The organism is Streptomyces sp. McG3 (assembly GCF_018619185.1).
In the GTDB taxonomy this organism is placed as follows: Bacteria; Actinomycetota; Actinomycetes; order Streptomycetales; family Streptomycetaceae; genus Streptomyces.
The window spans coordinates 1-12,102 of sequence record NZ_JAAXYC010000251.1 but is presented as its reverse complement, the minus strand read 5'-3'; the positions used below and the strand labels follow the sequence as shown (position 1 = coordinate 12,102).

The following is a 12,102-nucleotide window of genomic DNA, read 5'->3' as shown; positions in this document are numbered from 1 at the left end:
CAGTTGGGGTGGGTGGGGGCCCGGGTCAGGTCGGTCGCGGGCAGCGAGGGCAGGTGCCGGATGACCGCGGTCTCCTTGCGCAGCAGCGTCAGCTCCTCGCGCAGCCGGGTCGCCGTGTCGGGGGCCTGGAGCAGGCGCTGTTTGGTGGGGACGTCCAGGACCGTCGCCGCCGCGACCAGGTAGGAGATCACGGACGGGTCGTCGGGGAGGTCGGCGCCGGTCGCCAGCGACCGTTCGCTCGCCCCGGCCAACCGCTTCTGGTAGGCGCGGAAGGCCCGCAGGACGCCCTCGGCGAGCGCTCCCGCCTCGTCCCCCTCGTCCTCGCCCGGCGGTTCCTCGGTCAGCTCCTCGACCTCGGCGGTCAGATACGGGCCGCTCGCCTCGACGGACAGCAGCCTGACCCGGGTGGTGCCGGTGGCCAGGACCTCGAAGCTGCCGTCGGCGCGCTCGCGGATCGTCGCCGCGTCGGCGACGCAGCCCACCCGGTGGAAGGTCTGGATCGGGTCGGGGCCGAAGCCCTCCGCCGGGGCGCGCTCGGGGGGAGGGGCGGCCGCGACGGTGTCCGGCATGCCGGTGGCCGTCGGGGCGATCTCGCGGCCGTCGCGGATCGCGACCACGACGAAGCGGCGAGGTTCGTCCTCGTCGTTCTTCAGCAGCTCCCGCATCATGGCGCGATATCGCTCTTCGAAGACGTTGAGCGGCAGCACCAGGCCGGGGAACAGCACCGCGTTGAGCGGGAAAAGGGGAAGGCGGGCGGTGGTCACAACGCTCAAGCGTAATGGCCCCGGGGGCGGCCGTGGTCGGCCCGGTTGCGCAACGGGGTCAGGGAGGCCGCCTGGAGCCGTGCGCCGTCCCGCGCGTCCAGGAACCGGCCGAGCGCGTCCTCGGACACCGACGACCACGGGAACGACGTCGCTTGCAGGCCGATCAGGTTGAACTGGTGCAGCGCCTCCGCCCAGCGCCCCCGGGCGAGCAGGACGTACGCGAGGAGGTTGCGGACCTCGGCCGGCCAGGGATCGCCGGGCCGGTAGGCGGCGGAGAGCCTGATCGCCAGGTCGGCCGCCGCGTCGATCCGCTCCTCCAGTACGGAGGTGGTGCGGCCCGCCGCCTGGGTGTCCAGGAGCAGCGCGAACGCGGCCCGGACGGGGAGGGCCTGCACCAGGGAGTCGGGCAGCGCGTCCTCGGCGGCCCGCTCGGCGAAGTCGAAGCACTCGCGGTGCGAGCCGTACCAGGCGGCGGAGAGGTAGCGCAGGGCCGCCACATGGCAGCCGTAGTGGTGCGCGGAGCGCCGTACGGCCTGCTCCCACAGCGCTTCGAAGGCGGTGTGCGTGGCGTGGGTGCCGCGTGCGTGGTCCAGGGCGAGCCGCCACGGCACGGGGTCGCGCGGGTCCGCGTCGGCGGCGGCGGTGATCAGCGGGCCCACCTCGCGGAGCCGCTCCGCGCGGGCGGGCGACTCCCAGGCCCGGTGGACCGACAGCTCCGCCTTGACCAGCAGCGCGTCCGGGTCGCGCGGGGCGGCGGCCAGCCAGTCGACGAGCCAGCCGTCCCGGCCGCGGGCGAAGGTGACGAGCCGGCCGAGGTAGCGGTCCCGGTTCTCCCAGTCGGCGGCGTCCCGGGTGGTGGCGAGCAGCTTGGCGGCGGGTGCGTGGTCGCCCAGGGCAGCGGCGACCAGCGCGGGAGAGAGCCGCTCGTCCGGGGCGTCGAGCAGCACCGCGTCATCCGCGGACAGTCCGGTGGACAGCGGAGGGCTGTGCCGGATCATGCGCGCGGTACTGAGCAGAGCGCGAAGGAATGCCATGGTGCAGACCATTGAAAAGCGCTGGTGAGGGCCGCGCCAGAGGTGTGCTGTGAAGCTTCTGTGCCGAGTGAATGGGTTGTATCGGACCGGGTCAAGAAAGGGCAAAGGAAATGCCCTTCGCTGGCTTGATCACACCCTCCCGTGATGCTCGCCCGTCCCTCCGGTCACGCGGTGCGGGCGGCCGGGTCCCTGGCCCTGACCGCCCACGGCCGCGTGCGGAGCGCCTCGGGGTCAGCCCCTGCGCAGCATCCGGGACGCCCCCGCCGCCACGGTGGTGGCCAGAACCCACCCCACCAGCACCAGACCGGCCGCGGCCCACTGCCAGGCGTCCTCCATCCGCCAGTAGCCGTCCTGACCGAGATTGATCACCGGGACCAGCAGATCCAGCGCGTACAGGGCGGGGTTCCACTGCGGATGCTCCTCGCCCTTGATGGAGGGCGGGGCGTGCTGAGCGAACGCCGCCGTGCCCGCCGCCCACAGCACCGCCATCCACACCGCGGCCCGCCCCGGCCGGTAGCCGTACGCCACCGTCCAGTCCTGGAGGTAGCCCCACGCCTTCGCGGCGGGCGGCAGCGTCTCGCGGCGGCGGCGCTGCTTGGCCAGCAACACCTCGCGCGCGTCCGCGTCCTCGCCGCAACTGCGCATCACCGTGGCCAGCCGCTCGTACGGCTCGGGGACGTACTCCGGGGTCGCGGCCTGCACCCACTCCAGCCGCCGGGAGAGCGGGAAGTGGCCGTACGGGACGAGGTTCTCGTAGACGAAGCCGCCCATCGCCAGACCGCCCGGGCCCGGCCAGCTCGTCGACAGGTCGATCAGGGTCACCACCTTCGCGCCGTTCAGGACGACGCGGCCCTCCTCGGGGCGCTCCGCGTTGAACCGGAGCTCCGGTGTCACGATCCGGCGCAGCGACAGCTCCTCCTGCCGGGTCATGGTGAACCGGGCCTTGTGCAGGTCCACCGCGTCCCCGAACCGCCCGTCGTCCAGCCGCACCCCGCCCCGGCACTCGAAGATCTGCGAGCGGGTGCCGCGCGCCGGCGTCGGGGCGTAGACGACGCCGTACGGGGGAGTGGTGCCCTGGTTCCCCGTGTCGACGCTCACCCACGCCTCGGTCATGTAGAGCGTGCGCTCCACCGTCAGCTGCGGGGCGTTCAGCGCGCGACGGTCCTCCGCGGCGCGCAGCCGGCTGCCGCGCAGGCTCAGCGAACCGCCCACCTTCGCCCCGCGCAGGCTCAGCTCGCCGAGCGTCTCGATCATCTCGGCCTGGAGGTCCTGGGCGACCGCCATGCCGTCCCCGACGATGGCCCGGCCGTGCCGGTCCGGGCCGACGCTGAGCTGGTTGATCAGCAGATCCGTGCCGATCTGGGCGTCGGTCAGCCGGATGCCCCGGTCGATCCGGCAGCGCGGCAGATGCAGGTCACCCTCCGTGTGCAGCCGTGCGGCCTCCAGCCGGGGCAGCGCGCACCCCACCAGCCGCAGCGTCGTGAAGTGGCACTCGGGGAGCACCACCTCCTGCTCGAAGCGGCAGCCGGTCAGCTCCACGTACGGAGCCACCCGGCCGCCCGCCAGGTCCAGCTTTCCGGTGATCCGCACGCCCCGGAGCTTCAGCGCCGCCACCCGGCCGGGCCGGGCCGGCGGGCCGCTCAGCAGCAGCCGCGCCACGGTGCGCGCGCCGACGCTCCGCTCGGGCCCCCACACCTGCGGGGCGAACGGGTCGTTGTGGGTCGGGTCGTAGCTGCGTAAGTCGTAGGTGGTCCCGTTGCGGAAGGACTGCCACATGCCCAGCTCCGCTGCGCTGAGGCCGTCCGGGATATCGCCTTCGTGCGGCTCGGTCACGGCCGCTCCCTCCGTGCACACATGCTGTAGTGCTGTTCTTCCCTCCGTGTGACGCCGTGAAAGCTAGCGGTCAGCAGTGACAGCCGGACATGGCCGAGACGCGTATCGGCCAGTGGTACGGACGACCGGTATCAGCCAGTGATACGGGCGACCGGCCGTTCCGGGCGGTCTGAGAGAATTGCCGTGTGATCTCTCGAATCGATCTGCGCGGTGACGTCCTCCCCGAGGGCGCCGCCCTGCGCGACCTGCTGCCCCGTGCCGAGTTCGACGTGGAAGCCGCCCTGGAGACGGTGCGGCCCATCTGCGAGGACGTGCGCCATCGTGGCTCCGCGGCAGTCATCGAGTGGGGGGAGAAGTTCGACGGTGTCCGGATCGAGTCGGTCCGGGTGCCCGCCGACGCCATCTCCCGCGCGCTCCAGGAGCTGGACCCGGCCGTCCGGGCAGCCCTGGAGGAGTCGATCCGCCGCGCCCGCCTCGTCCACCGCGAGCAGCGCCGCACCACGCACACCACCCAGGTCGTCCCCGGCGGCACCGTCACCGAGAAGTGGGTGCCCGTCGAGCGCGTCGGGCTCTACGTCCCCGGCGGCCGCTCGGTCTACCCCTCCTCCGTCGTGATGAACGTCGTCCCGGCCCAGGAGGCGGGCGTCGAGGGCGTCGCCGTCGCCTCCCCGCCGCAGAAGGACTTCGGCGGGCTGCCGCACCCCACCATCCTCGCCGCCTGTGCCCTGCTCGGCGTCGACGAGGTGTACGCCGCCGGCGGCTCCCAGGCCATCGCGATGTTCGCGTACGGCACCGAGGACTGCCTGCCGGTCAACCTGGTCACCGGCCCCGGCAACATCTACGTCGCCGCCGCCAAGCGCCTCCTCAAGGGCCGCATCGGCATCGACGCCGAGGCCGGGCCCACCGAGATCGCGATCCTCGCCGACGCCACCGCCGACCCGGCGCACGTGGCCGCCGACCTGATCAGCCAGGCCGAGCACGACCCGATGGCCGCCGCCGTCCTGGTCACCGACTCCGAGGAGCTGGCCGCCGCCACCGAGGCCGAACTGGCCCCCCAGGTCGCCGCCACCAAGCACATCAAGGACCGCGTCGAGCCCGCCCTCGCCGGCCGCCAGTCCGCGATCGTCCTGGTCTCCTCGATCGAGGACGGCCTCAAGGTCGTCGACGCGTACGGCGCCGAGCACCTGGAGATCCAGACCGCCGACGCGGCCGCCGTCGCCGACCGGGTCCGCAACGCCGGAGCGATCTTCGTCGGCCCCTGGTCGCCGGTCTCGCTCGGCGACTACTGCGCCGGCTCCAACCACGTCCTGCCCACCGGCGGCTGCGCCTGCCACTCCTCGGGCCTGTCCGTGCAGTCGTTCCTGCGCGGCGTCCACATCGTCGACTACAGCCGCGACGCGCTCGCCGAGGTCACCCACCACGTCGTGACCCTCGCCGAGGCGGAGGACCTCCCCGCCCACGGCGCCGCGCTCAAGGCAAGGTTCGGCTGGAAGGTTCCGCAGCAGTGACGTACGACAGCACCACCCCCCTCAACCCCTGGGACGAGCTCCCCATCCGCGACGAACTGCGCGGCCAGTCCCCGTACGGAGCACCCCAGCTCGACGTCCCCGTACGCCTCAACACCAACGAGAATCCGTACCCGCTCCCCGAGGCGCTGGTCGACCGGATCGCCGAGCGGGTCCGCGAGGCCGCGCGCGGCCTCAACCGCTACCCCGACCGGGACGCCGTCGAGCTCCGCACGGAGCTGGCCCGCTACCTGTCCCGCACGGCGGGGCACCCGGTGAGCAGGGCCAACGTATGGGCCGCCAACGGCTCCAACGAGGTCCTCCAGCAGCTGCTCCAGACCTTCGGCGGGCCCGGCCGCACCGCGATCGGCTTCGAACCCTCGTACTCCATGCACGCCCTGATCTCCCGGGGCACCGGCACCGGCTGGATCTCCGGCCCGCGCGAGGACGACTTCACCATCGACGTGGACGCCGCCCGCGCCGCCATCGCCGAGCACCGGCCCGAGGTCGTCTTCATCACCTCGCCCAACAACCCCACCGGCACCGCCGTCGACGCGGATACCGTCCTCGCCCTGTACGACGCCGCCCAGGCCGCCGGGCCCTCGATGGTCGTCGTCGACGAGGCCTACGGCGAGTTCAGCCACCACCCCTCGCTGCTCCCGCTGATCGAGGGCCGCCGCCACCTGGTCCTCTCGCGGACCATGTCCAAGGCGTTCGGCGCGGCCGGGCTCCGCCTGGGCTACCTCGCCGCCGACCCGGCCGTGGTCGACGCGGTCCAGCTGGTGCGGCTGCCGTACCACCTCTCCTCCGTCACCCAGGCCACCGCGCTCGCCGCCCTGGAGCACACCGATACGCTGCTCGGGTACGTCGCGCAGCTCAAGAGCGAGCGCGACCGGCTGGTGGCCGAGCTGCGCGCCACCGGCTACGAGGTCACCGACTCGGACGCCAACTTCGTCCAGTTCGGCCGCTTCGACGACAGCCACGCCGTCTGGCAGCAGATCCTCGACCGGGGCGTCCTGGTCCGGGACAACGGCGTACCGGGATGGCTGCGGGTCTCCGCGGGAACCCCGGCAGAGAACGACGCGTTCCTCGATGCGGTACGCGAACTGAAGAAGGAGCACGACGCATGAGCCCCCGCGTAGGCCGCGTGGAACGCACCACGAAGGAAACGTCCGTGCTCGTCGAGATCAACCTCGACGGCACCGGCAAGGTCGATGTCGCCACCGGGGTCGGCTTCTACGACCACATGCTCGACCAGCTCGGCCGCCACGGCCTCTTCGACCTCACGGTCAAGACCGAGGGCGACCTGCACATCGACAGCCACCACACCATCGAGGACACCGCCCTCGCGCTCGGCGCCGCCTTCAAGCAGGCCCTCGGCGACAAGGTCGGCATCTACCGCTTCGGCAACTGCACCGTCCCGCTGGACGAGTCGCTCGCCCAGGTCACCGTCGACCTCTCCGGCCGCCCCTACCTCGTGCACACCGAGCCCGAGAAGATGGCGCCGATGATCGGCGAGTACGACACGACGATGACCCGGCACATCCTGGAGTCCTTCGTCGCCCAGGCGCAGATCGCCCTGCACGTCCACGTGCCGTACGGGCGCAACGCCCACCACATCGTCGAGTGCCAGTTCAAGGCACTCGCCCGCGCCCTGCGGTACGCCTGCGAGCACGACCCCCGCGCCGCCGGCATCCTGCCTTCCACGAAGGGCGCCCTGTGACCGGCCTCAACACCATCCTGATCGTCGTCGGCCTCTTCCTGGCCGGCGGCGTCTACTCCTTCGCGAAGCAGGGGATGCCCAAGGGCGTCATCGTGCTGCTGTCGATCGGCTCCGTGATGTGCCTGGTGGCGGGCATCCTGCGGATCCAGGGACTGTGGGACTGAGAGGCACGCTGTGACTGACACCAAGAAGGTCGTCGTCTTCGACTACGGCTTCGGCAACGTCCGTTCCGCCGAGCGGGCCCTCGCCCATGTCGGCGCGGACGTCGAGATCACCCGGGACTACGACCGCGCGATGAACGCCGACGGGCTCCTCGTTCCCGGCGTCGGCGCGTTCTCCGCCTGCATGGACGGGCTCAAGCGGGCCCGCGGCGACTGGATCGTCGGCCGCCGGCTCTCCGGCGGCCGTCCCGTCATGGGCATCTGCGTCGGGATGCAGATCCTCTTCGAGCGCGGCATCGAGCACGGCGTGGAGACCGAGGGCCTGGACGAATGGCCCGGCACGGTCGGCCCCCTGAAGGCCGACGTCGTCCCGCACATGGGGTGGAACACCGTCGAGGCCCCCGAGGACTCCCGGCTCTTCGCGGGCCTGGACGCCGACGCGCGGTACTACTTCGTGCACTCCTACGCGGCGCACGACTGGTCCCTCGAAGTGACCAACGCCAAGATCCGTGTCCCCAAGGTCACCTGGGCCACGCACGGCGAACGGTTCGTGGCCGCCGTGGAGAACGGCGCGCTGTGGGCCACCCAGTTCCACCCCGAGAAGTCCGGCGATGCCGGCGCCCAGCTGCTGACCAACTGGATCGAGACGCTGTAATGCCGAAGCTTGAACTGCTCCCCGCCGTCGACGTCCGTGACGGCCAGGCCGTCCGCCTCGTGCACGGCGAGTCCGGCTCCGAGACCTCCTACGGCTCCCCGCTGGAGGCCGCCCTCGCCTGGCAGCGCGCCGGCGCCGAGTGGCTGCACCTCGTCGACCTGGACGCCGCCTTCGGCACCGGCGACAACCGCGCCCTGATCGCCGAGGTCGCCGGGGCCATGGACATCAAGGTCGAGCTGTCCGGCGGCATCCGCGACGACGCCTCGCTCGCCGCGGCCCTCGCCACCGGCTGCCGCCGGGTCAACCTCGGCACCGCCGCCCTGGAGACCCCGGAGTGGGTCGCCAAGGTCATCGCCGAGCACGGCGACAAGATCGCCGTCGGCCTCGACGTCCGCGGCACCACCCTGCGCGGCCGGGGCTGGACCCGCGACGGCGGCGACCTCTACGAGACCCTCGCCCGCCTCGACGCCGAGGGCTGCGCTCGCTACGTCGTCACCGACATCGCCAAGGACGGCACCCTGGAAGGCCCCAACCTGGGCCTGCTGCGGGACGTCTGCGCGGCCACCGACCGCCCGGTCGTCGCCTCCGGCGGGGTCTCCTCGCTCGACGACCTCCGCGCGATCTCCCTCCTCGTCCCCGAGGGCGTCGAGGGCGCGATCGTCGGCAAGGCGCTGTACGCGAAGGCGTTCACGCTGGAAGAGGCCCTCAAGGCGGTCGCCGCATGACCGATTCCGCTTCCCCCGTACGCCGGATCTCCACCGGCGCGCCCTGGGAGGAGAAGTTCGGCTACTCGCGCGCTGTCGAGCTCCCGGGCGGGCTCGTCCTGGTCGCCGGCTGCACCTCCGTGATCAACGGCCAGATCTCCGCGGGCTCCCCGTACGAGCAGGCCATCACCTCCTTCGACGTCGCCTTCGCGGCGCTGGAGCAGGTGGGCCTCACCCGCGAGGACGTCGTCCGCACCCGGATGTACCTCACGCACGCCCGGGACGTGGAGGACGTGGGCCGCGCCCACAAGGAGCTGTTCGACGCCGTGCGCCCCGTCGCCTCCATGATCATCGTGTCCGGTTTCGTGGACCCGAGCCTGGTCGTCGAGGTCGAGGTCGAGGCCTACCGGGGAGGCGCGAAGTGAGCCTCGCCGTACGGGTCATCCCCTGCCTGGACGTCGACAACGGCCGGGTCGTCAAGGGCGTCAACTTCCAGAACCTGCGCGACGCGGGCGACCCCGTGGAGATGGCCAAGCTGTACGACGCCGAGGGCGCCGACGAGCTGACCTTCCTCGACATCACCGCGTCCAGCGGCGACCGCGAGACGACGTACGACGTGGTCCGCCGCACCGCCGAGCAGGTCTTCATCCCGCTCACCGTCGGCGGCGGCGTCCGCACCCCGGACGACGTCGACAAGCTGCTGCGCGCCGGGGCCGACAAGGTCGGCGTCAACACCGCAGCCATCGCCCGCCCCGACCTCATCCGCGAGATCGCCGAACGCTTCGGACGCCAGGTCCTGGTGCTCTCGGTGGACGCCCGCCGCACCCCGGAGGGCACCTTCGAGGTCACCACGCACGGCGGCCGCAAGGGCACCGGCATCGACGCCGTCGAATGGGCCCACCGGGCCGCCGAGCTGGGCGCGGGCGAGATCCTGCTCAACTCGATGGACGCCGACGGCACGAAGGACGGCTACGACACGGCGATGATCGAGGCGGTACGCGAGCACGTCACCGTGCCCGTCATCGCCTCCGGCGGCGCGGGCCGGCTCGCCGACTTCGCCCCGGCGATCGAGGCGGGGGCCGACGCGGTGCTCGCCGCGTCCGTCTTCCACTTCGGTGACCTGCGGATCTCCGAGGTCAAGGGCGCCCTGCGGGAAGCGGGCCACCCGGTCCGCTGAGTCCGCACGGAGTCCGAGGCGGTATCACCGGTCTGCCGGGACCGGTGATACCGCCGATGCGTGTCCAGGGGGCGCACCGTGAGAGTGGCGAACGCCGACGGACGACGTCGGCGGCCACGCGGCGCACCCCCGAGCCCCCGGGACGACGGGCTCGGTGGGCCTCGCGTGGTGTGGTTCCGCCACCACCGAGAGGATCCCCCTCGTGCAGCAGCACCTCCTCCCCTCGCACCAACACCCCCCGCGCCCGAGCCGCCCCCGTACGCTCGCGGGTCTGCTGACCGCCGCCGCGGCCACCGCCGGTCTCCTGATGACCGCCCTGGTCCCGGGCGCCCAGGCCGCCGACAACCCCTACGAGCGCGGTCCCGCCCCCACCAACGCCTCCATCGAGGCGAGCCGCGGCTCCTACGCCACCTCGCAGACCTCCGTCTCCTCGCTCGCCGTGAGCGGGTTCGGCGGCGGCACCATCCACTACCCGACGTCCACCGCCGACGGCACCTTCGGCGCGGTCGTCATCTCGCCCGGCTTCACCGCCTACGAGTCCTCCATCGCCTGGCTCGGCCCGCGCCTGGCGTCCCAGGGCTTCGTGGTCTTCACCATCGACACCAACACCACGCTCGACCAGCCCGACAGCCGGGGCCGCCAACTCCTCGCCGCTCTGGACTACCTGACCCAGCGCAGCTCGGTGCGGACCCGGGTCGACGCCTCCCGGCTCGGGGTGATGGGCCACTCGATGGGCGGCGGCGGCAGTCTGGAGGCCGCCAAGAGCCGCACCTCGCTGAAGGCCGCGATCCCGCTGACCGGCTGGAACACCGACAGGACCTGGCCCGAACTGCGCACGCCCACGCTCGTGGTGGGTGCGGACGGTGACACGGTCGCCCCCGTCGCCACGCACTCCGAGCCGTTCTACGAGTCGCTGCCCGGCTCCCTGGACAAGGCGTATCTGGAGCTGCGCGGGGCCTCGCACTTCACGCCGAACACCTCCAACACCACGATCGCGAAGTACAGCATTTCCTGGCTGAAGCGCTTCATCGACAACGACACCCGCTACGAGCAGTTCCTCTGCCCGCTCCCGCAGCCGAGCCTGACCATCGCGGAGTACCGGGGCAACTGCCCGCACACCGCGTAATCCCGGCGCCCCCCGGCCCTGCCGCGCTGTGCTCCGGCACAGCGCGGCAGGGCTCCGGCTGGGAGCGCGCACCGCACCGGGCCGTCCCCGCCGGGTACCTGGACGCGGCGCTTCCACCCTCGCCGACGCGACCGTACGGTGCCGGTGTGACCCCATCGACGACCGTGCGCAGTCCGCTCCGGCTGTACGGCCGGGACGATGAACTCGCCACCCTGGAAAGCCTGTTGGAACAGTTGTGGCGGGGCGGGGGAGGTGCGCTCGTGCTGGCCGCGCCGCCCGGTCTCGGCCGTACGGCGCTGCTGCGCGCCGCCGCCGACGCACACCGCGACCGGGGCCCCGTGCTGTACGCCACGGCCGCCTCCACCGGACGGTCCGTGCCGGGTGGCGGGCCGGTCGAGCTGCTCGGCCCGTCCCCCACCGCCGGCCTCTCGCCCGCCGCTCCGTACCCGGTCATCACCCCCGAGGCGCTGGCCCGCCGACTGCGGGAACCGGGCACCGGGCACCCCCTGTTGGTCTGCGCCGACGACGCGCACACCTGGGACCCGGCGTCCCGGTCCGCCCTCGCCTGCGCGGCCCGGGGGCTGGGCCCGGGCAGCCGGACCGCCGTCCTGCTCTCGGTCGCCGACGGCACGGCCTTCGCCGGGCTGCCCACGCTCCACCTCGCACCCCTGGACGAGGGCGCGGCCTCGGCACTCCTGGACCGGCTGACCGGTGGGACGGCCCTCGGAACGGCCCCCGGTACGCCTCCTGGCGCGGCCCCCGGTACTGCTCTGGGCACGGCCCTCGGAGCGACCCCTGGTGCGGCTCCCGGTGCGACCCTCGGAACGGCCGTCGGTATGGCTTCCGGTGCGGCTCACGGGTCGGCTCACGGCGCGGCCCCCGGTACGGAGGGGATCGACCCGGTCGTGCGGGCCGAGCTGCTCCGTGAGGCGGCCGGAAACCCGCGCCTGCTCGCCGGGCTCACCGGGCGCCTCACTCCGGACCAGCTCGCCGGCCGCACCCCGCTGCCCTGCCCCCTGCCCGGCGGCGAAGCGGTGCTCGCCGCCCACGCCGAACGGCTCGACGGCCTCCCGGACCGGACCCGCACCCTGCTCCTGCTCGCCGCCGCGGCCCAGGAGCACGAGCCGGACGGCGCGGGGGCGGATGCCCTGCTCCTGCTGCGCGCGGGCACCCGCTGCGGACTGCCCCGGGAGTTCCTGGACCGGGCCCTGCTCGGCGCCACCGCCACCGACGGCCTCCTCCAACGGGCGGGCAGCCGCGTCCACTTCGCCCACCGCCTCGTCTCCCGCGCCGTACTCCACCACGCCCCCTGGCCCCATCGCCGCGCCGCCCACGAACTGCTCGCCACCCTGCTGGCGGAGACCGGCGACCGGGCCTCCCCGGGCGCTTCCTCCCCGCCCCCTCCGGACGCCCCGGCCAC

General features: G+C 73.1%; 13 protein-coding genes. 10 read left to right on the top strand and 3 right to left on the bottom strand.

Annotated features, from left to right (window positions below; genetic code table 11):
• The 3 genes from HET64_RS29555 to HET64_RS29545 form a co-directional block, all read right to left on the bottom strand.
• Window positions 1-764, bottom strand: a 764-nt coding sequence (locus tag HET64_RS29555) for an LON peptidase substrate-binding domain-containing protein (RefSeq protein WP_215110215.1), incomplete at its 3' end; no start/stop codon positions are given.
• Window positions 765-769: 5 nt separating this feature from the next.
• The gene (locus tag HET64_RS29550; protein WP_215110214.1) at window positions 770-1,810 is read right to left on the bottom strand and encodes a hypothetical protein; all 1,041 of its coding nucleotides are present in this window, start codon (window positions 1,808-1,810) and stop codon (window positions 770-772) included.
• 219 nt (window positions 1,811-2,029) lie between these two features.
• Window positions 2,030-3,631, bottom strand: coding sequence for an oxidoreductase (locus HET64_RS29545; RefSeq protein ID WP_215110213.1), 1,602 nt, complete (start codon window positions 3,629-3,631; stop codon window positions 2,030-2,032).
• Between the two features lie 185 nt (window positions 3,632-3,816).
• On the opposite strand from HET64_RS29545, the gene hisD reads away from it, so the two are divergent.
• The 10 genes from hisD to HET64_RS29495 form a co-directional block, all read left to right on the top strand.
• Window positions 3,817-5,139, top strand: coding sequence for a histidinol dehydrogenase (hisD, locus tag HET64_RS29540; RefSeq protein WP_215110212.1), 1,323 nt, complete (start codon window positions 3,817-3,819; stop codon window positions 5,137-5,139).
• The gene (locus HET64_RS29535) at window positions 5,136-6,266 is read left to right on the top strand and encodes a histidinol-phosphate transaminase (RefSeq protein ID WP_215110211.1); all 1,131 of its coding nucleotides are present in this window, start codon (window positions 5,136-5,138) and stop codon (window positions 6,264-6,266) included. Before hisD ends, HET64_RS29535 begins: the two co-directional genes overlap by 4 nt.
• Window positions 6,263-6,859, top strand: a complete 597-nt coding sequence (hisB, locus tag HET64_RS29530; protein ID WP_093686685.1) for an imidazoleglycerol-phosphate dehydratase HisB — start codon at window positions 6,263-6,265, stop codon at window positions 6,857-6,859. The genes HET64_RS29535 and hisB overlap by 4 nt, the downstream gene beginning before the upstream one ends.
• Window positions 6,856-7,023 (top strand): hypothetical protein, encoded by a 168-nt coding sequence (locus tag HET64_RS29525; RefSeq protein ID WP_003969742.1) that lies wholly within the window; start codon window positions 6,856-6,858, stop codon window positions 7,021-7,023. The genes hisB and HET64_RS29525 overlap by 4 nt, the downstream gene beginning before the upstream one ends.
• Before the next feature lie 10 nt (window positions 7,024-7,033).
• Window positions 7,034-7,675 (top strand): imidazole glycerol phosphate synthase subunit HisH, encoded by a 642-nt coding sequence (hisH, locus tag HET64_RS29520; protein ID WP_215110210.1) that lies wholly within the window; start codon window positions 7,034-7,036, stop codon window positions 7,673-7,675.
• Window positions 7,675-8,400, top strand: a complete 726-nt coding sequence (gene priA, locus HET64_RS29515) for a bifunctional 1-(5-phosphoribosyl)-5-((5-phosphoribosylamino)methylideneamino)imidazole-4-carboxamide isomerase/phosphoribosylanthranilate isomerase PriA (RefSeq protein ID WP_018957513.1) — start codon at window positions 7,675-7,677, stop codon at window positions 8,398-8,400. The genes hisH and priA overlap by 1 nt, the downstream gene beginning before the upstream one ends.
• Complete coding sequence (locus HET64_RS29510) at window positions 8,397-8,804, top strand: RidA family protein (protein ID WP_215110209.1); 408 nt, start codon at window positions 8,397-8,399, stop codon at window positions 8,802-8,804. The genes priA and HET64_RS29510 overlap by 4 nt, the downstream gene beginning before the upstream one ends.
• Entirely contained in the window at window positions 8,801-9,556 is a 756-nt protein-coding gene (gene hisF / locus HET64_RS29505) for an imidazole glycerol phosphate synthase subunit HisF (RefSeq protein WP_215110208.1), read from the top strand. Before HET64_RS29510 ends, hisF begins: the two co-directional genes overlap by 4 nt.
• 202 nt (window positions 9,557-9,758) lie before the next feature.
• Window positions 9,759-10,682, top strand: coding sequence for an alpha/beta hydrolase (locus HET64_RS29500; RefSeq protein ID WP_215110207.1), 924 nt, complete (start codon window positions 9,759-9,761; stop codon window positions 10,680-10,682).
• A gap of 146 nt (window positions 10,683-10,828) precedes the next feature.
• Window positions 10,829-12,102 (top strand): ATP-binding protein (locus HET64_RS29495; protein ID WP_215110206.1); only part of this gene is annotated, 1,274 nt, incomplete at its 3' end.